Consider the following 18,349-nt stretch of genomic DNA (forward strand, 5'->3'; position numbering starts at 1 on the left):
GGCAGAGGGCAGAGGGCGTAGGGCACAGGGGAGTGGGGCAGGAGGCGGGGCCGGCGGGCCCGGAGGACTGTCGGACCCGGCCGTTACAGTCGGCGCATGAGTTCTTCGCCCGCCGACCTGGTCCGTGAATTCCACCGCGCCTTCGGGCTCGACGCCCGCAGTACACCGACCGAGGTCTCGCCGGAACTCGCCGCCCACCGTGGAGAACTGCTCGCCGAGGAGGCCGCGGAGGTCGCCGAGGTGTCCGTCAGCGGTCCGCTGGACCGGCTCGCGCACGAGCTGGCGGACGTCGTCTACGTCGCGTACGGCACGGCCCTGGTGCACGGCATCGACCTCGACGCCGTACTGGCCGAGATCCACCGCTCCAACATGACCAAGCTGGGCCCCGACGGCGAGGTCGCCCGCCGCGAGGACGGCAAGGTCCTCAAGGGCGAGCACTACGAGGCACCGGACGTGACCGGTGTACTGCGGCGCCAGGGATGGGCCGGCCGGGGATAACAGCCGCACCCGCGGTGACAGCGGCACAGGGGCGGCAACAGCGGCAGAGGGCAGCTGCGGCTCAGGAAGTGTCCGCCTCCGCCCACGGGAAGCCGTACCGCCCCTGCAGCCGGACGAAGCGGGCCGAGGTCAGCACCCGTACCCGCTTCAGCCCCGACGCGGTGCGCTCGAAGCACACGACCTGCTCGTCCCCGCCCGGCCCGATCGGCTGCACCAGGCGGCCCGCCGGGCGCAGCTGTGCGACCAGTGGCGCGGGCACCTCGAGGAACGCGGCCGACACCACGACCGCGTCGTACGGGGCACGGTCGGGCACGCCGCCGCTGCCGTCGCCGACGCGCAGGTCCACGTTCCGTACGCCCTGCCGGGCGAGATGGTCGCGGGCCCGCGCGGCGAGGTCCGGCCGCAGCTCGATGCTGACCACGTCGGCTGCCATGCGGGCGAGCAGCGCGGTCTGGAAGCCGAGACCGGTCCCGACCTCGAGGACGTGCTCACTGCCTTGCAGACCGAGACTTTCGATCATCGCGGCCGACAGGGACGGCTGTGTGGTGACCTGCCCCTGTCCGATGGCGAAGGGCACGTCGAGGTAGGCGGCGTACGCCTGCTCGGCCGGGACGAATCGCGCCCGGGGCGTCGTCCGCACGGCGTCGAGCAGCCGTTCGTCCCGGATCCCGGCGGTCCTGAGCGTCCGTACGAGATCCTCGGGTCCCACGGGCTTCGACTTCATGGCGGTCACCCCACACCGCCAGGCTAGGCGCCGCGGCCGTCACGAGCCGCCCGGGCGGACCCGTCGTCCGAGTGCGGGGGCTTCCCGGACGCTGCCTTAGGCTTACAGGGTGACCAGCATCAGCGACCGGAGCCAGGCAGTGGGCGTCAAGACCTACGAAGTACGCACCTACGGGTGCCAGATGAACGTCCACGACTCCGAACGCTTGTCCGGCCTCCTCGAAGAGGCCGGTTACGTCCGCGCCCCCGAGGGCTCCGACGGTGACGCGGACGTCGTCGTCTTCAACACCTGCGCGGTCCGGGAGAACGCCGACAACAAGCTGTACGGCAACCTCGGCCACCTCGCCCCGAAGAAGGCCAGGCGGCCCGGGATGCAGATCGCGGTCGGCGGCTGCCTCGCGCAGAAGGACCGCGACACCATCGTGAAGCGGGCGCCCTGGGTGGACGTCGTCTTCGGCACGCACAACATCGGCAAGCTGCCCGTCCTGCTGGAACGCGCGCGCGTGCAGGAAGAGGCGCAGGTCGAGATCGCCGAGTCGCTGGAGGCGTTCCCCTCGACGCTGCCGACCCGCCGTGAGAGCGCCTACGCGGCCTGGGTGTCGATCTCCGTCGGCTGCAACAACACCTGCACCTTCTGTATCGTCCCGGCCCTGCGCGGCAAGGAGAAGGACCGCCGCCCCGGCGACATCCTCGCCGAGGTCGAGGCCCTCGTCGCCGAGGGCGTCTCCGAGATCACGCTGCTCGGCCAGAACGTCAACGCGTACGGCTCCGACATCGGCGACCGCGAGGCGTTCAGCAAGCTGCTGCGCGCCTGCGGAAAGATCGAGGGTCTGGAGCGCGTCCGCTTCACCTCGCCGCACCCCCGCGACTTCACGGACGACGTGATCGCGGCCATGGCCGAGACGCCGAACGTGATGCCGCAGCTGCACATGCCGCTCCAGTCCGGCTCGGACACGGTCCTGAAGGCGATGCGCCGCTCCTACCGCCAGGAGCGCTACCTCCGGATCATCGAGAAGGTCCGGGCCGCCATCCCGCACGCCGCGATCACCACGGACATCATCGTGGGCTTCCCCGGCGAGACCGAGGAGGACTTCGAGCAGACCCTGCACGTCGTCCGCGAGGCCCGTTTCGCCCAGGCCTTCACCTTCCAGTACTCCAAGCGCCCCGGCACCCCCGCCGCGACCATGGAGAACCAGATCCCCAAGGAGGTCGTCCAGGCGCGCTACGAGCGTCTCGTCGCCCTTCAGGAGGAGATCTCCTGGGAGGAGAACAAGAAGCAGGTCGGCCGCACGCTTGAGCTGATGGTCGCCGAGGGCGAGGGCCGCAAGGACGACGCCACGCACCGTCTCTCCGGCCGCGCCCCCGACAACCGCCTGGTCCACTTCACCAAGCCGGAGCAGGAGGTCCGTCCCGGCGACGTGGTGACCGTCGAGGTCACGTACGCCGCCCCGCACCACCTCCTCGCCGAGGGCCCCGTCCTGAACGTGCGCCGCACGCGCGCGGGGGACGCCTGGGAGAAGCGCAACGCCGCGGAGCAGGCCAAGCCGGCGGGCGTCCTGCTCGGCCTGCCCAAGGTGGGCGTGCCCGAGCCGCTGCCGGTGGTCACCGGGGGCTGTGCCGTCGACTGACCGAACCGTGAGGGGCACGTACCGCCTGCGGTACTCGCTCGCGTAGCGAGTGGGGAGCAGCGGAACGCGTGTGGAGCAGCGGAACGCGTGTGGAGCACGGACGCCCCGTGACCCGAGGAAGCCGTCCCGGCCCGTCCGGGGCGCCGCAGTAGGCTGCCGATCATGCTTGTCGCCGCCGCAGTCTGCCCCTGCCCGCCCCTCCTGGTGCCCCAGGTCGCTGCGGGCGCCGCACCCGAGCTGGACGCCGCGCGTGCCGCCTGCACGGACGCGCTCGGCGTCCTCGCCGCCGCCCGGCCCGACCTTCTGGTGATCGTCGGCCCCGCCGAGGAGAGCGGGCGCGGGACGTACGCGGAAGGCACGCCGGGCTCGTTCCGGGGGTTCGGCGTGGACATCGACGTACGACTGGGCGCGGAGCGGGGCGCCCGGCCGCAGCGCGCGCTTCCCTCCTCGCTCGCCGTGGCCGCATGGCTGCTGGAGCGGACCGGGTGGTCGGACGCTCCGATCGAGGGACTCGGAGTGGGGGAACCTCTGGAGCCCGAGCGGTGTATCCAAGCAGGGAGGGACATCGCAGCCCGGGCCGAGCGGGTGGCGCTGCTGGTGATGGGCGACGCCAGCGCCTGCCGCACGCTCAAGGCTCCCGGCTACCTCGACGCGCGGGCGGCACCCTTCGACGCGTCCGTCGCGCGTGCGCTGGGCGCGGCTGACGTGGCGGCCCTCAAGACGCTGGACGTCGAGCTCGCGCGCGACCTGAAGGCCTCGGGTCGAGCGCCCTGGCAGGTCCTCGCGGGCGCCGCCGAGGACGCGACCCTCTCGGGCGCCCTGCTGTACGAGGACGCGCCGTACGGGGTGGGGTACATGGTCGCGACCTGGTCGTGAAACCGGCGGCCGCGCGGTTGCTGCACGGCCCGCGACCGCCAGCCCGGGGATCGCTCTGCCGACCGGCGCCTTGCACACCGACCCCGAAACGGCGGACGGCCGGGGAGCCGTCAAGCCCCGCGGCCGTCCGTCGATGTGCCGTTCAGGTGGTCGGCGGAGGTGAGTCCGGCGGCGGCGTGCTACTGCCGGTCGCCGTGTCGTCGCCCTTGTGCGCGAGTCGGTCCATGGCGCCCTTGGCCTTGCCGGTGCCCGTCTGGATCTTGTCGCTGTACCTGCCCTTGGTCCTCTCGTCGACGACCTTCGCGGCCTTGTCGAGGCCGTGCTGGACCTGCTCCTCGTGCCGCTGAGCGAAGTCGGAGACCTTGTCCTTGGCCGGGGCGAGTTTGGCTTTCAAATTATCCAGGAGACCCATCGTTCACCTTCCCGCGCGGGCAGTCATGTGCGGGCGCCCTCGCCGGCCTCGCTGTCGGCCGCCTCGTCGGCGGACTGCTGCTTGGGAATGTCGACGCCCTCGTCGGCGTCGGCCTCGACGGGCTCCGCCGCCGACGGGCCTGCGTCCTCGGCCTCGGCCTTGGCCTCGGCCGGCCCCTTGGCCTCCGCCGCCTCTTCCGCCGCGGGCTCGGCCGATGGTGTGTCGGCCTGTGCCTCGGCGGTTGACGCCTCCTCCGTAGCCTTCGACCTCCGGAGAAGTCGTGCGAAAACGCCCATATCCACTCCATACGTTACTCGTGCGGGCGAAATCCCGCGTCGTCCGGTGCGTCCGTTTGCGCCGCCCGGTCGCCGCCTCCGCAAAACCGGCGGCGAAAACCTCGCAACTGGCAACGACCCCGCGCGTGTGCCGTCACGTAACTCGTTCGAGTCCACCCCGTGAGGTTTGCGAGACTGGGGCGGTGAGCAGCACACCCCCCGCCCCCCGCGTCATCGCCGTCGTCGGACCCACCGCGGCCGGAAAGTCAGATCTGGGCGTCTTTCTGGCCCGGCAACTCGGCGGCGAAGTCGTCAACGCCGACTCCATGCAGCTCTACCGAGGGATGGACATCGGCACCGCCAAGCTGACGCCCGAGGAGCGCGCGGGTGTCCCGCACCACCTCCTGGACATCTGGGACGTGACGGTCACGGCGTCCGTCGCCGAGTACCAGCGGCTCGCGCGGGAGCGGATCGACGCGCTGCTCGCCGAGGGGCGCTGGCCGATTCTGGTCGGCGGCTCGGGCCTGTACGTCCGCGGGGCCGTCGACAACCTCGAATTCCCCGGCACGGACCCCGAGGTGAGGGCCCGGCTGGAGGAGGAGCTCGCGCTGCGCGGCTCCGGGGCGCTGCACGCCCGCCTGGCCGCCGCCGACCCCGAGGCCGCGCAGGCGATCCTGCCCAGCAACGGCCGCCGTATCGTCCGGGCTCTCGAAGTGATCGAGATCACCGGGAAGCCCTTCACCGCCAACCTCCCCGGCCACGACTCGGTCTACGACACCATCCAGATCGGCGTCGACGTGGCCCGCCCCGAACTAGACGAGCGCATCGCGCGCCGGGTCGACCGGATGTGGGACGCCGGGCTTGTGGACGAGGTCCGCGTGCTGGAGGCGCAGGGGCTGCGCGAGGGGCGTACGGCCTCGCGCGCGCTCGGCTACCAGCAGGTGCTCACGGCGCTCGCCGGGGAGTGCACCCTCGAAGAAGCGCGGGCCGAGACCGTACGCGCCACCAAGCGCTTCGCGCGCCGCCAGGATTCATGGTTCAGGCGCGACCCTCGGGTGCACTGGCTCAGTGGGGCTGCGGCAGATCTCACAGAACTTCCGCATCTCGCCCTGGCGTTGGTCGAACGACCGGTTACAGCCTGATCACGTGATGGCATCGGGACGCTCCGGCCGTCATCCCGGCCTCTGACGCCGTGCCATCATCGAGCTTCGATCGACCAAGTGGAGTCCGAGTTGGGAGGGCGCGTGGCGATGGAGGCCGGCCCTCGCGACACCGCACAAGGCACCGAGAACGTCACCACCGACAGGGGTGAGAACGTCACCGCCGACAGGCGTGAACCGGAACCGGACGGCGACCGTCTGAGCCCCGACCTGCCCGACGAGACGGAGGGCGGCGTCACCGACGACGGCCCCGAGCCCGAGGAGATGTACGCGAGCGGCCCCGAGGTCGAGGTCGAGCTGCGCCCGCAGCGTCGGCTGCGGATCTGGCAGCTCGCGCCCATCGTGTCCCTGGCGGCGGTCGGCTCCCTGATGTTCGCGTTCCCGCTGGCCTTCGACTTCGGCGACAGCGGAGCCGTGATCGCCATGCTGGGGCTGCTGATCTGCTCCTGCGCGGCCGGCTGGGGCATGATGGCCGCCCGCCGGGTGGGCTACACCTGGCCCGGGCTGCCGCAGCGGGGCTCCGGGCGCAGACCGGACTGGCGGGTCGTGCTGGCCTACGTCCTGGTCGTAGCCGCGGTGGTCGTGCTCGCCGTGTGGCGCGTGGCCCGGCTGCGCTGACCGCCACGCGCGCGTGGGCCGCCGTACGAGGCCATACGCGCGTGGACTGTCGTACAAGGTCACATAAGCGTGGACTGTCGGGTACGAGGTCACATGCGCGTGGGCCGTCGTAAGAAGGCCACGCGCGTGTGGACTGTCGTCCCGCCCCGTGCGCGTACGGCTTGTCATACCGACCCCTTACGATCGAGGAATGAGCACGCGGATCGCCTTCCTCAAGGGTCACGGCACCGAGAACGACTTCGTGATCGTCCCGGACCCCGAGAACGCCATCGACCTGCCCCCGGCCGCCGTCGCCGTCCTGTGCGACCGCCGCGCGGGCATTGGCGGTGACGGAGTGCTGCACGTGGTGCGGTCCGCGGCGCATCCCGAGGCCAAGGACATGGCGGGCGAGGCCGAGTGGTTCATGGACTACCGCAACGGCGACGGCTCGGTCGCGGAGATGTGCGGCAATGGCGTGCGCGTCTTCGCGCGCTACCTCCAGCGTGCCGGCCACGTCACCGAGGGCGATCTCGCGGTCGCCACGCGCGGGGGCGTGAAGACCGTGCACCTCGCCAAGGACGGTGATGTCACGGTCGGCATGGGCAAGGCGCTGCTCCCCGAAGGGAAGGTCACTGTCAGCGTCGGGGAGCGTAGCTGGCCCGCGCGCAACGTGAACATGGGCAACCCGCACGCGGTCGCCTTCGTGGACGACCTCGCGCACGCCGGTGATCTGCTCTCCCCGCCGCCGTTCAGCCCGGCCGCGGCCTACCCGGACGGGGTCAACGTCGAGTTCGTCGTGGACCGAGGGCCCCGGCACGTCGCCCTGCGTGTGCATGAGCGCGGTGCCGGTGAGACCCGTTCGTGCGGCACGGGCGCGTGCGCCGTCGCCGTGGCCGCCGCACGCCGGGACGGTGCCGACCCGGCGGTCACCGGCGCCCCGGTCACGTACACCGTGGACCTGCCCGGCGGCACCCTGGTGATCACCGAGCGGCCCGACGGCGAGATCGAGATGACCGGCCCCGCGGTGATCGTCGCCGAGGGCGAGATCGATGCGGAGTGGCTGGAAACGCTCGCCCGCTGAGCCGTTCCTCGGCTTGGCAACAGAGTCTTGGGCGGCCGGAGGCCTGAAAGCAGGGGGCTTGACACCCCGGGCGCGTTCGAAATCCCGAACGGTGGCTGGGTGCTTGGCTCAAAACCGTAAACCTGCGCACCCTCGCTCGAATGGGTGATCCGTTTCACGCTCGGCGAGAGGCGGTCAGCCGCACGTGATGGGCTCGGTAGCATCAAGCACCGGCCCGGACGGGGGAGAAGTCGCCATCCCCTGAGCCGTGTCCGCCATGGGGCACCCCGTCCGCCGGTCCACGCAGCCGGAGGTGCCCATGAGTGCGGAGGCAACGAACCCCGCGACGCCAGGCCCGGTAGCAGGCCCTGTGACGCCGGTGGTGTCCCGCAGGAAGGCCCGCGCCCGGATCGATCTGCGACGCCTCGGCCGGGCCGCGCTGCTCGGCCCCGCCTCGCGCGACCGGCTGCCCGACGCGATCGGCCATGTCGTCGACGCCCACCGGGCGCACCACCCTGACGCCGACCTCGAACCGCTGCGCCGCGCCTATGTGCTGGCCGAGTCCTCGCACCGCGGCCAGATGCGCAAGAGCGGCGAGCCGTACATCACGCACCCGCTCGCCGTGACCTTGATCCTCGCCGAACTCGGCGCGGAGACCACGACCTTGACGGCCTCTCTGCTCCACGACACCGTGGAGGACACCGATGTGACGCTCGACCAGGTCGGCGAGCAGTTCGGCGAGGAGGTCCGTTTCCTCGTCGACGGCGTGACCAAGCTGGAGAAGGTCGACTACGGCGCCGCCGCCGAGCCCGAGACCTTCCGCAAGATGCTCGTCGCCACCGGCAACGACGTCCGCGTGATGTCGATCAAACTCGCCGACCGGCTGCACAACATGCGCACCCTCGGCGTGATGCGCCCGGAGAAACAGGCCCGTATCGCCAAGGTGACCCGCGACGTCCTGATCCCGCTCGCCGAACGACTCGGCGTCCAGGCGCTCAAGACAGAGCTGGAAGACCTGGTCTTCGCGATCCTGCACCCCGAGGAGTACGAGCACACACGGGAGTTGATCGTCGACAACGCCTCGCGCGCCGACGATCCGCTCGCCGAGATGGCCGTGGAGATGCGCAAGGTCCTGCGTGAGGCCGGCATCCCGGCCGAAGTCCTCATCCGGCCCCGGCACTTCGTCTCGGTGCACCGCGTGGCCCGCAAGCGCGGGCGGCTGCGCGGCGCCGACTTCGGGCGGCTGCTGGTGCTGGTGAACGAGGACGCGGACTGTTACGGCGTCCTGGGCGAACTGCACACCTGCATGACGCCCGTCGTCTCGGAGTTCAAGGACTTCATCGCCGTCCCCAAGTTCAACCTGTACCAGTCGCTGCACACGGCCGTGGCCCGCGAGGACGGCCAGGTCGCCGAAGTCCTCATCCGCACCCACCAGATGCACAAGGTCGCGGAGGCCGGCGTCGTCGCGCTCGGCAATCCCTACGCTCCTCCTTCGGAGGAGCAGTCGGCCTCAAGTGACGGCGAGCGCGTCGACCCCACACGTCCGGGCTGGCTGTCCCGACTCCTCGACTGGCAGGAGGCCGCACCCGACCCGGACACCTTCTGGTCCACCCTGCGTGAGGACCTCGCCCAGGACCGTGAGATCACCGTCTTCCGGCCCGACGGCGGCACCCTGGGCCTGCCCGAGGGCGCGACCTGTGTGGACGCCGCGTACGCGCAGTACGGGGAGGACGCGCACGCGTGTATCGGCGCCCGCGTCAACGGCCGCCTGGCGACCCTCAGCACGGTTCTGCGGGACGGCGACACCGTTCAGCTCCTCATGGGCCAGGACCCCGCCTCGGAGCCCTCCAGGGAGTGGCTGGAGCACGCCCACACACCCGCCGCCCGCATCGCCATCCAGCGGTGGCTGGCCACCCACCCCCCGCAGGGCGAGACCACCGCGGCCGAGCAGCCCGGCGTGGCCTTCCGGCCGGGCACGGGCGGACCGGCGAGCCAGGACGCCGCCACGGGAGGACCGGCCGTCCGCCGGACTGCCGAGGCACCGGCCGTCCGCCCGGCTGCCGAGGGCCCGGCCGTCCGCCTGGGTGCCGAGGGCCCGGCCGGCCGCCTGGGTGCCGAGGGCCCGGCCGGCCGCTCCGCCGCCGCCAACGTCCTCGTCGACCGGCCCGGCGCGACCGTACGCCTCGCCGGCTGCTGCACCCCCGTACCGCCCGACGAGGTCACCGGATTCTCCGTGCGCGGGGGAGCGGTGACCGTCCACCGCGTCGAGTGCGCCGCGGTGGCCCGCATGAAGAGCGCGGGGCGCGCGGAGGTCGGCGTGCGCTGGGGCGACACCACCGAGTGCCGGGTCACCTTGGTCGCCGAATCGTTCGTTCGCCCCCACCTTCTGGCGGACCTCACGGAGGCGATGGCCCTGGAGGGCGCCGAAATCGTCTCGGCGACGGTCGAACCCCCGAGCCAGCAGCGCGTACGCCACACCTACACCGTCCAGCTCCCGGACGCGGCCCTGCTCCCGGGGCTCATGCGGGCCATGCGCAATGTCGCGGGCGTGTACGACGTGAGCAGAGCGCAGCCGCAGACCACCCAGGGTGCGTAGAGGGAAGCGCGAGGGTGCTGCGCTGCACCCGCTCGGCACTCAGCCGACAGACCCGTTCGAGTGTGCCGGTCGCGCGTCGTCGACGCCCCGCACGCGCGCGCTGATAGCCGTGGTGCATGCTGCTCACTCCCCGCACCGAGGCTCAGCGACCAGCCCCTGGCGCTCCTCGCCCCCGTCCCCGAACGCGCCGGCGCCTCAACACGCCCGCGCTGCTCGCCCTCGCCGTGTCCGTCTGTCTCACCGCGGCGAGCCCTCCCGTCACCCCCCTGGGCGTCGGTGACCGTCTCTTCCCGCACCTGGGCAATCCGGGCTACGACGTGCAGTCGTACGACCTCTCCTTCACCTATTCCGGCACCAATAGCAAGCCCCTCCAGGCCGTCACGACGATCAACGCCTGGACGACCGCTGACCTCGACCGCGTCAACCTCGACTTCGCCCACGGGAAGGTGAAGTCCGTCGAGGTCGACGGGGAGCCCGCGGCGTTCAGCAGCGCCGGTGAGGACCTGGTCGTCACCCCCGAGGACCCGTTGCCGGACGGCAGCTGGACGCGGATCACCGTGCGGCACACCAGCGATCCCGTCTACGGCAAGAACCGGGAGGGCGGCTGGGTACGGACCTCGGACGGCCTCGCCATGGCCAACCAGGCCGACGCCGCCCACGTCGTGTTCCCCTGCAACGACCACCCCTCCGACAAGGCGATGTTCACCATCCGGGTCACCGCGCCCAACGGCTACACCGCCGTGGCCAACGGTCTGCCGACCGACGTGGAGCGCGCGGGCAAGGCGACGACATGGACGTACCGCACCCGGCACCCCATGGCCACCGAACTCGCCCAGGTGTCCATCGGCCGCTCCACGGTGGTGCACCGCACCGGCCCGCACGGACTGCCCGTTCGGGACGTCGTGCCCTCCGGGCACCGCAAGGAGCTCGAACCGTGGCTGAAGAAGACCCCCGCCCAGATCTCCTGGATGGAGGGCAAGGTCGGCCGGTACCCCTTCGAGACGTACGGCCTGCTCATGGCCGACGCCTCCACCGGCTTCGAACTCGAGACCCAGACCCTGTCTCTCTTCGAGAGGGGCCTCTTCACCGGGACCGGGCTCCCGAAGTGGTACATCGAGTCGATCATGGTGCACGAGCTGGCACACCAGTGGTTCGGCGACAGCGTCAGCCCCCGCAGCTGGTCCGACCTGTGGCTCAGCGAGGGACACGCCACCTGGTACGAGGCCCTGTACGCGGCGGAGAAGTCGGGCAGGCCGCTGGAGGCACGGATGAAGGCGGCGTACGTCGCCTCCGATCGCTGGCGTGCGGCCGGCGGACCACCCGCGGCTCCCAAGGTGCCCACGCCCGGCAAGAAGAACGGCATCTTCCGGCCGAACGTCTATGACGGCGCGGCCCTGGTCCTGTACGCCCTCCGCCAGGAGATCGGCAGCGCGGCCTTCGAGCGTCTGGAACGCGCCTGGGTGAGCCGCCACCAGGACGGTTCCGCCGGCACCGCGGACTTCGTCGCGCTCGCCGAGGAGATCTCCGGGCGGCACCTGGACGGGTTCCTGCGGGCCTGGCTGTACGGCGAGAAGACGCCGCCGATGCCCGGTCAGCCGGAGTGGAAGTCCGTCGACCCGGAGAAGGCGGCCACCGGGAAGGCCGGCGGGAAGGGGGCGACCGGGAAGGGGGCTACCGGGAAGGCGGCTCCTGGGAAGGCGGCTCCTGGGAAGGCCGGGGGCAAGGGAGCCATCGGGAAGGGGGCCACCGGGAAGGCAGCTTCCGGGAAGGCGGCTCCTGGCAAGGCGGCTTCCGGGAAGGCGGCTCCTGGCAAGACGGCTTCTGGGAAGGCGGCCGCGAAATAAGACGGTGACGAGACGTCCCGTGCCGTGCGACCATCTTCGAGTCGGCGCGGCACGGGACGCGGGAATCTCCCGGGGTACTCGTGCGTTGTAGCAGTGACGGATCAGTTTCCAGGCGCTACGGACTCGTTCCGAAGGGCCCACTGCCACCGTCGTCGCAAACGGATTCCCCATCGACGTAAGGACCCAATGACCTCCTCTTCTTCCTTTTCCCAGGACACTCAGCGCCTCGCGCACAGCTATCCCGAAGGTCTTCGGGCCGATGCCCTGATGGAAGAGGACGTCGCCTGGAGCCACGAGATCGACGGAGAGCGGGACGGCGACCAGTTCGACCGCTCCGACCGCGCGGCTCTGCGCCGTGTGCAGGGCCTCTCCACCGAACTGGAGGACGTCACCGAGGTCGAGTACCGCCAGCTCCGTCTGGAGCGGGTCGTGCTCGTCGGTGTCTGGACCTCGGGGACCGTGCAGGACGCGGAGAACTCGCTGGCCGAGCTCGCCGCCCTCGCGGAGACCGCGGGCGCGCTCGTGCTCGACGGCGTGATCCAGCGCCGCGACAAGCCCGACGCGGCCACCTACATCGGCTCCGGCAAGGCCGACGAGCTGCGGGACATCGTGCTGGAAACCGGCGCCGACACCGTCGTCTGCGACGGTGAGCTCAGCCCGGGCCAGCTCATCCACCTCGAAGACGTCGTCAAGGTCAAGGTCATCGACCGTACGGCCCTGATCCTCGACATCTTCGCCCAGCACGCCAAGTCCCGAGAGGGCAAGGCGCAGGTCGCGCTCGCGCAGATGCAGTACATGCTGCCGAGGCTGCGAGGCTGGGGTCAGTCGCTGTCCCGGCAGATGGGCGGCGGCAAGGGCGGCGGCCTCGCCACCCGTGGTCCCGGTGAGACCAAGATCGAGACGGACCGGCGACGGATCCGCGAGAAGATGGCGAAGATGCGCCGGGAGATCGCGGAGATGAAGACCGGCCGCGAGATCAAGCGCCAGGAGCGCAAGCGCCACAAGGTGCCCTCGGTCGCCATCGCGGGCTACACCAACGCCGGCAAGTCGTCCCTGCTCAACCGCCTCACGGGCGCGGGTGTGCTGGTCGAGAACGCCCTGTTCGCGACCCTCGACCCGACCGTGCGCCGGGCCGAGACCCCGGGCGGACGGCTGTACACCCTGGCCGACACCGTCGGTTTCGTACGGCACCTGCCGCACCACCTGGTCGAGGCGTTCCGCTCCACCATGGAGGAGGTCGGCGAGTCCAACCTGATCCTGCACGTGGTGGACGGCGCGCACCCGAACCCGGAGGAGCAGCTGGCCGCCGTGCGCGAGGTGTTCAGGGACGTCGGCGCCAACGACGTGCCGGAGATCGTCGTGATCAACAAGGCGGACGCGGCCGATCCGCTGACGCTGCAGCGCCTGCTGCGGATCGAGAAGCGCTCCATCGCGGTCTCGGCCCGCACCGGCCAGGGCATCGACCAGCTGCTCGCGCTGATCGACAACGAGCTGCCGCGCCCGTCGGTCGAGATCGAGGCGCTCGTGCCGTACACCCACGGCAAGCTGGTCGCCCGCGCCCACACCGAGGGCGAGGTGATCTCCGAGGAGCACACCCCGGAGGGCACGCTGCTCAAGGTTCGGGTGTACGAGGAACTGGCGGCGGATCTCGCGCCGTACCTTCCGGCGCCGACCGCCTGAGCCGTCGCGAAGCAACGGCCCGAGGCGGCGTAGAACAGCCGCCCGAGTCGCCGCGGAACAGCGCAAGGCCCGCTCCCCATCACAGGGAGCGGGCCTTCCGTATGTGTCACCGCGGGCCGGTCACCGACCGCCGTACGTCGTGCTCATGTTCTGGTACATCGCCTCGGCTTTCGGTCCCAGCTGTGGGCCCGCGAGCCAGGTGTTGTCCTCCGGGCCGATCGACGTGTTCGACACCAGCCTGGTCTCGCCGTCCACCACCCGGAACCAGCCGCCGCCCGACGAACCGCCGGTCATGGTGCAGCCGATGCGGTACATCGTCGGCAGGGTCGTGCTGAGCGAGAGCCGGCCCGGCCGGTCGATGCACTTGAACATCTTCAGCCCGTTGTACGGCGGTGCCGCCGGGTAGCCCCAGGCGCCCATCTTCCCGGACTCGGCCGCCGACGGGGCGGAGAAGTCCACGTCGAGCGCGGCGCCGACCGTTTCCTCAAGCGACTTGGAGCCCTGCTCCGGCTTCACATGCAGCACGGCGTAGTCGTACGCGGCCCCCGCGCCGCCGGTCTCCGAGCCGCCCTGAATCCACTCGTTCGAGGTCGAGACCCAGTCCGCCCACCAGTTGCCGTACGGGGCGATCTCGGTGGCGCCCGCGTCGCTCAGCTGCGCCGCGGACTTGCCGAGGTCGTTGTAGGCCGGGACGAAGACGATGTTGCGGTACCAGCCGCCGCTGCCGCCGGCGTGCACACAGTGGCCGGCCGTCCAGACGAGGTTGGACCTGCCGGGGTGGTTGACGTCCTTGATGACCGTGCCGGAGCAGACGGCCGGGCCGTCGGGGGAGTCGAAGAAGACCTTGCCGACGGGGGCCGCGTTGTCGTGGTACGGCGTCTTCTCGGCCGTGGCCTCGGCGGGCGCCGGTTCGGGGTCGCTGACGCCCTGGTCGGCCGAGGCGTCCTGCGTGGTGACCGTTTTGTTGGCCTCCTTCGCGGACTGCATCCGGTCAGGCTTCCAGAGGCCCTCGATCACCGGATTGACGAAGTCCTTGGCCGCACTGAGCCACTTGTCCTTGTCCCAGTCCTGCCAGCCACCGTTGGTCCACTTGTCGACATCGATGCCGTGCTCCTTGAGCTTGTCCGCGATGTCGGCCGGGATCTGGATCTTACCGTCGACGCTGTCGACGCCGTCGGCTGCCTGGGACGCGGGCGCCTGGGCCCGGTCGCTCGCTGTGTCCTCCGCCGAGCCGTCACAGGCGGTCGCGGTCAGTGCCAGGGCGGCAACGAGTCCGGTGGCGGCGAGGACGGTGCGTCGCCCGCGGCGTGACGCTGCGGGCACACGTGTGGAACGCATGGTGCTTCAACCCCCGTTGGAACGTGCTGTGCTGTCGTGCTGGATGTCATGCGCTTGTCAGGCGACGGCCTCGCGCACCGCGCGTCCGCGCTGTCGTACGAACCCTTGATCGCGACACCTCACTATGCCCGTGGAGTTGAGGGCGAACGGCGGCGAGGCGGTGAAGGTTTCTCCCCACCACCTCGCCACCGGCGCCTACGGCGCCGTCAATGACCGGCGCACGGCCCCGCTCACTGACCGGCGAACTTCTCACTCACCGAGTCGAAGACGCCCTTGGCCTCCTTGCCCAGCCGCGGACCCGCCAGCCAGCCCGCGTCTACCGGCCCGATCGAGGTGTTGGACACGAGCGCCGGCTTGCCGTCCGAGCCCGTCGCGACCCAGCCACCGCCGGACGAACCGCCGGTCATGGTGCAGCCGATGCGGTACATCGTCGGATCCGAGGTGTTGAGCGACAGCCGACCCGGCTTGTCCTGGCACTGGTACAGCTTCTGACCGTCGTACGGCGCAGCCGCCGGGTAACCGATCGCCTTGATGCCGTCCACCTCGGGTACGGCCGGGGCGTTGAAGTCGACGGGCAGAGCCGAACCGACCGTCTCCTCAAGCGACTTGCCGTTGCTGCCCCCCTCCGGCGTCACATGGATGACGGCGAAGTCGTACGAGGCGCCGTCGCCGCCCGTGGCACCGCCCTGCTCGATCCACTGGTCCGAGGTCTGCGCCCCGTCCGCCCACCAGACGCCGTACGGAGTGACCTGCTCCTTGGGAGCGTTCTTCAACTGGGCCGCGGACATGCCCGAGTTGTTGTACGAGGGCACGAACGCGATGTTGCGGTACCAGCCGCCGCGCTTTCCGGCGTGCACACAGTGGCCGGCCGTCCACACCAGGTTGGACTTGCCGGGGTGGGCCGGGTCCTGCACGACCGTCGCCGAGCAGACCATCGTGCCTTCGGGGGAGTCGAAGAACACCTTGCCCGCCTCGGGGGCGTTGGCGTGATAGGCGGGCGGCACGGCCTGTGCCTGCACCGGCGCCGGCGTCGGGTCGGTCACGCCCTGGTCACCGGAGAGGTCACTCTCGTCGACAGCATGGTCCGGTTCCTCCGCCTCCCGCATCCGGTCCGGGTCCCAAAGGCCCTCGATGATCGGGTTGATGAAGTCCTGGGCCTCGCGCAGCCAGTCCTCCTTGTCCCACTGCTTCCAGGCGCCGCCCTTCCACTTGTCGACGTCGATCCCGTGCTCTTTGAGCTTGTCCTTGATGTCGTCCGGGATCGTGATCTTTCCTTCACCCCCGGCCGCAGCGGACGCGGTGGGCTCGCCGCCCGCCTCGGCGTCGCCCGACTCGCAGGCCGAGACGGTGAGGGCCAGCGCCGCGGCCAGTGCGATCACGGGCAGTGGGGAGGTTCTGCGGCGCGCGTTCCCTCCTCGGCGAGCGGTGAACGACGGCCGTATCGATCGCATGATCTGACTCCCCCTGGGGTGACGGTACTTGGCGCCGTGGCCGTGAACTCCCTGATCACTCGCTGGTCCCGCGTGCTGTTCACGGCGCGTTGGGACGGCACCACACACTATGCGGTCGCTGTGGGGGACTTCCGACGGAACGGCAACGGTTCCGTCACGGCAAGGATCTTGAAGCAACCCGTAACCCGGTGAACGGTCCGGGGTTGGTAGCGGTGGGGGGCCTGCTGTCTGTGTGCGGTCTCCTGTGCCCAGTTCCCCGGAGTTTCGAGTGGACGCTCGCGGGGCTTCGTATGTCGGGTCGGGCGAGGATGCGACAGACCTGCTCGCCCCTGGACAGCGGGAGGACAGGGAGCCATGGTCGTGACCGAATCTGTGCGCGGGGGGACGTCCGAGTCGACGGGGGCGCGCGCCGTCCACGAGGGAATCCTGCGGCGGCAGTCGGCGCGCGAGTCGGCGGCGCGCACCTACGCGCGTGCCCTGCCGATCGTGCCGGTGCGAGCGCGTGGGCTGACCATCGAGGGAGCGGACGGCCGCCGCTATCTGGACTGTCTCTCCGGCGCCGGGACATTGGCACTCGGCCACAACCATCCGGTGGTCCTGGAAGCCATCCGCAGGGTTCTCGACTCCGGTGCGCCACTGCACGTCCTCGACCTGGCGACCCCAGTGAAGGACGCCTTCATCACCGAGCTGTTCCACACCTTGCCGCCCGGCCTCGCCGACCACGCGCGCGTGCAGTTCTGCGGACCGGCCGGCACGGACGCGGTGGAGGCGGCCTTCAAGCTCGTCCGGGCCGCCACCGGGCGAACCGGAATCCTCGCGTTCAGCGGTGCCTACCACGGGATGACCGCCGGAGCGCTCGAAGCATCCGGGGGCGCCTTCGACGTACGGGTCGCGCGCCTGCCCTACCCCCAGGACTACCGCTGCCCCTTCGGCGTCGGCGGTGAACGCGGCGCCGAACTCGCCGCCCGCTGGACCGAGTCCGTCCTCGACGACCCCAAGTCGGGCGTACCGCGCCCCGCGGGGATGATCCTCGAACCCGTCCAGGGCGAGGGCGGAGTGATCCCGGCGCCGGATGCCTGGCTTCGGCGCATGCGGCAGATCACGGCCGAGCGTTCCATCCCGCTGATCGCCGACGAGGTCCAGACGGGGGTCGGACGCACCGGCTCCTTCTGGGCGGTGGAGCACAGCGGCATCACGCCCGACGTGATGGTTCTTTCCAAGGCCATCGGGGGCAGCCTGCCTCTCGCCGTCGTCGTCTACCGCGACGAACTCGACGCCTGGCAACCCGGCGCCCACGCCGGCACCTTCCGCGGCAACCAGCTCGCCATGGCCGCCGGCACGGCGACGCTCGCCTACGTCCGCGAGAACCGGCTCGCCGAGCGGGCCGCGGAACTGGGCTCCCGCATGCTGACCCAACTCCGGGCTCTGGCAGGGGATTTCGCGTTCATCGGGGATGTGCGGGGGAAGGGACTGATGATCGGGGTCGAGGTGGTCGAGCCAGAGGCGGATCCGGGGCCTGACGAAGGGCGACCGACGGCCCTGGCGGCGATTGACGGGGCAGGAGGGGTGCCGGCTGGGCGGGAGGAGAACGCGCGCGCTCATGGCAAGGCCGAGAAGGGCGCTTCGGCTGCGCTCGGTCTGCCTGGCAGCGCGGCAGGCGCTCCGACGGGTTACGACGCTGCCCGGACTGCGCGCGGCTCCTCGGCGGAGCTCGGTCTTCCCGGCCGAGGAGCAGGGGCGCCGGCAGTGCAGGACTCGGACCGCCACCCTCGTCCCGCTGCCCCCGAACTCGCGGTCGCCATTCAACGTGAGTGCCTGCGCCGGGGCCTGATCGTCGAACTCGGCGGTCGCCACTCCAGCGTCGTGCGGCTGCTTCCGCCACTGACCATCAGCGACGAGCAGGCGGCCGCGGTGCTGGACCGGCTGGCCGACGCGGTGGACGCGGTGTCCCGCGGTCACACAGGTCCCGACCGGATGCACCAGTCGCACCCCGGCCACGGGCGGCACGGCGACCGCGCCGACCGGGCGGGCTAACACGGCGGCCGAGGAGGGCGCGACCGTACCCAGCGCGCCCGGTGCCCTCGCGTCGGTGTCCGTCGACCGAGCCGATCCCGAGTGACGGCTCCTTCCCGAGCGCCACAGCACGCCCCAACGGAACCTCGTCTCCAACAGACACACCTCCTTCCCTCGCACCTTCGTAACGCGGGCCCC

At 71.1% G+C, this 18,349-nt stretch carries 15 protein-coding genes; 10 read left to right on the forward strand and 5 right to left on the reverse strand.

What is annotated here, in order from left to right; genetic code table 11:
- Positions 1-96 precede the first annotated feature (96 nt).
- The gene (locus AQI70_RS13790; protein ID WP_003997376.1) at positions 97-498 is read left to right on the forward strand and encodes a pyrophosphohydrolase domain-containing protein; all 402 of its coding nucleotides are present in this window, start codon (positions 97-99) and stop codon (positions 496-498) included.
- Between the two features lie 61 nt (positions 499-559).
- Here AQI70_RS13790 and AQI70_RS13795 read toward each other — a convergent pair whose 3' ends face one another.
- On the reverse strand, positions 560-1,222 hold the full coding sequence (locus tag AQI70_RS13795; protein ID WP_062150003.1) for a protein-L-isoaspartate O-methyltransferase family protein: 663 nt from the start codon (positions 1,220-1,222) through the stop codon (positions 560-562).
- Between the two features lie 109 nt (positions 1,223-1,331).
- Here AQI70_RS13795 and miaB point away from each other — a divergent pair, with 109 nt between their 5' ends.
- Together miaB and AQI70_RS13805 are read left to right on the forward strand one after the other, a co-directional pair.
- Positions 1,332-2,849 carry a tRNA (N6-isopentenyl adenosine(37)-C2)-methylthiotransferase MiaB gene (gene miaB, locus AQI70_RS13800; protein ID WP_208607361.1) on the forward strand — a complete coding sequence of 506 codons (1,518 nt, stop codon included), beginning with the start codon at positions 1,332-1,334 and terminating at the stop codon, positions 2,847-2,849.
- Between the two features lie 162 nt (positions 2,850-3,011).
- Positions 3,012-3,725: a class III extradiol dioxygenase subunit B-like domain-containing protein gene (locus tag AQI70_RS13805; RefSeq protein ID WP_079051288.1), complete on the forward strand. Its 714-nt coding sequence runs from the start codon at positions 3,012-3,014 to the stop codon at positions 3,723-3,725.
- A gap of 142 nt (positions 3,726-3,867) precedes the next feature.
- Here AQI70_RS13805 and AQI70_RS13810 read toward each other — a convergent pair whose 3' ends face one another.
- Positions 3,868-4,137 (reverse strand): antitoxin, encoded by a 270-nt coding sequence (locus AQI70_RS13810; RefSeq protein WP_062148468.1) that lies wholly within the window; start codon positions 4,135-4,137, stop codon positions 3,868-3,870.
- A 23-nt stretch (positions 4,138-4,160) separates the two neighbouring features.
- Complete coding sequence (locus AQI70_RS13815; protein WP_062148472.1) at positions 4,161-4,433, reverse strand: hypothetical protein; 273 nt, start codon at positions 4,431-4,433, stop codon at positions 4,161-4,163.
- 182 nt (positions 4,434-4,615) lie between these two features.
- Here AQI70_RS13815 and miaA point away from each other — a divergent pair, with 182 nt between their 5' ends.
- The 6 genes from miaA (at position 4,616) to hflX (ending at position 13,349) form a co-directional block, all read left to right on the forward strand.
- Positions 4,616-5,554 carry a tRNA (adenosine(37)-N6)-dimethylallyltransferase MiaA gene (gene miaA / locus AQI70_RS13820; protein ID WP_062148477.1) on the forward strand — a complete coding sequence of 313 codons (939 nt, stop codon included), beginning with the start codon at positions 4,616-4,618 and terminating at the stop codon, positions 5,552-5,554.
- Positions 5,555-5,662: 108 nt separating this feature from the next.
- Positions 5,663-6,190: a hypothetical protein gene (locus AQI70_RS13825; RefSeq protein ID WP_062148480.1), complete on the forward strand. Its 528-nt coding sequence runs from the start codon at positions 5,663-5,665 to the stop codon at positions 6,188-6,190.
- Positions 6,191-6,380: 190 nt separating this feature from the next.
- Positions 6,381-7,250, forward strand: coding sequence for a diaminopimelate epimerase (gene dapF / locus AQI70_RS13830; RefSeq protein ID WP_062148483.1), 870 nt, complete (start codon positions 6,381-6,383; stop codon positions 7,248-7,250).
- Between the two features lie 298 nt (positions 7,251-7,548).
- Complete coding sequence (locus AQI70_RS13835) at positions 7,549-9,825, forward strand: RelA/SpoT family protein (RefSeq protein WP_062150009.1); 2,277 nt, start codon at positions 7,549-7,551, stop codon at positions 9,823-9,825.
- 116 nt (positions 9,826-9,941) lie between these two features.
- Positions 9,942-11,669 (forward strand): M1 family metallopeptidase, encoded by a 1,728-nt coding sequence (locus tag AQI70_RS13840; protein ID WP_244181628.1) that lies wholly within the window; start codon positions 9,942-9,944, stop codon positions 11,667-11,669.
- 186 nt (positions 11,670-11,855) lie between these two features.
- On the forward strand, positions 11,856-13,349 hold the full coding sequence (gene hflX / locus AQI70_RS13845) for a GTPase HflX (RefSeq protein WP_062148488.1): 1,494 nt from the start codon (positions 11,856-11,858) through the stop codon (positions 13,347-13,349).
- A gap of 120 nt (positions 13,350-13,469) precedes the next feature.
- Here the strand turns inward: hflX and AQI70_RS13850 are convergent, their stop codons facing one another.
- Together AQI70_RS13850 and AQI70_RS13855 are read right to left on the reverse strand one after the other, a co-directional pair.
- Positions 13,470-14,687 (reverse strand): DcrB/PsbP domain-containing protein, encoded by a 1,218-nt coding sequence (locus tag AQI70_RS13850; protein WP_062148492.1) that lies wholly within the window; start codon positions 14,685-14,687, stop codon positions 13,470-13,472.
- Between the two features lie 230 nt (positions 14,688-14,917).
- Positions 14,918-16,138, reverse strand: a complete 1,221-nt coding sequence (locus AQI70_RS13855) for a trypsin-like serine peptidase (RefSeq protein ID WP_062148495.1) — start codon at positions 16,136-16,138, stop codon at positions 14,918-14,920.
- Between the two features lie 354 nt (positions 16,139-16,492).
- Between AQI70_RS13855 and AQI70_RS13860 the strand changes: the two genes are divergently transcribed.
- Positions 16,493-18,172, forward strand: coding sequence for a diaminobutyrate--2-oxoglutarate transaminase family protein (locus AQI70_RS13860; protein ID WP_062148503.1), 1,680 nt, complete (start codon positions 16,493-16,495; stop codon positions 18,170-18,172).
- The last annotated feature ends 177 nt before the right edge of the window (positions 18,173-18,349 follow it).

Source organism: Streptomyces curacoi (assembly GCF_001513975.1).
GTDB classification, from domain to species: Bacteria; Actinomycetota; Actinomycetes; order Streptomycetales; family Streptomycetaceae; genus Streptomyces; species Streptomyces curacoi.

Excerpts from the sequence above, each read along its gene's own strand:
- AQI70_RS13805 (WP_079051288.1), top strand. The coding sequence starts at position 3,012 with ATGCTTGTCGCCGCCGCAGTCTGCCCCTGCCCGCCCCTCCTGGTGCCC.
- AQI70_RS13825 (WP_062148480.1), top strand. The coding sequence starts at position 5,663 with ATGGAGGCCGGCCCTCGCGACACCGCACAAGGCACCGAGAACGTCACC.
- AQI70_RS13855 (WP_062148495.1), bottom strand. The coding sequence starts at position 16,138 with ATGCGATCGATACGGCCGTCGTTCACCGCTCGCCGAGGAGGGAACGCG.
- dapF (WP_062148483.1), top strand. The coding sequence starts at position 6,381 with ATGAGCACGCGGATCGCCTTCCTCAAGGGTCACGGCACCGAGAACGAC.
- AQI70_RS13810 (WP_062148468.1), bottom strand. The coding sequence starts at position 4,137 with ATGGGTCTCCTGGATAATTTGAAAGCCAAACTCGCCCCGGCCAAGGAC.
- hflX (WP_062148488.1), top strand. The coding sequence starts at position 11,856 with ATGACCTCCTCTTCTTCCTTTTCCCAGGACACTCAGCGCCTCGCGCAC.
- AQI70_RS13835 (WP_062150009.1), top strand. The coding sequence starts at position 7,549 with ATGAGTGCGGAGGCAACGAACCCCGCGACGCCAGGCCCGGTAGCAGGC.
- AQI70_RS13795 (WP_062150003.1), bottom strand. The coding sequence starts at position 1,222 with ATGAAGTCGAAGCCCGTGGGACCCGAGGATCTCGTACGGACGCTCAGG.
- AQI70_RS13840 (WP_244181628.1), top strand. The coding sequence starts at position 9,942 with ATGCTGCTCACTCCCCGCACCGAGGCTCAGCGACCAGCCCCTGGCGCT.
- AQI70_RS13860 (WP_062148503.1), top strand. The coding sequence starts at position 16,493 with ATGGTCGTGACCGAATCTGTGCGCGGGGGGACGTCCGAGTCGACGGGG.
- AQI70_RS13790 (WP_003997376.1), top strand. The coding sequence starts at position 97 with ATGAGTTCTTCGCCCGCCGACCTGGTCCGTGAATTCCACCGCGCCTTC.
- AQI70_RS13850 (WP_062148492.1), bottom strand. The coding sequence starts at position 14,687 with ATGCGTTCCACACGTGTGCCCGCAGCGTCACGCCGCGGGCGACGCACC.
- AQI70_RS13815 (WP_062148472.1), bottom strand. The coding sequence starts at position 4,433 with ATGGGCGTTTTCGCACGACTTCTCCGGAGGTCGAAGGCTACGGAGGAG.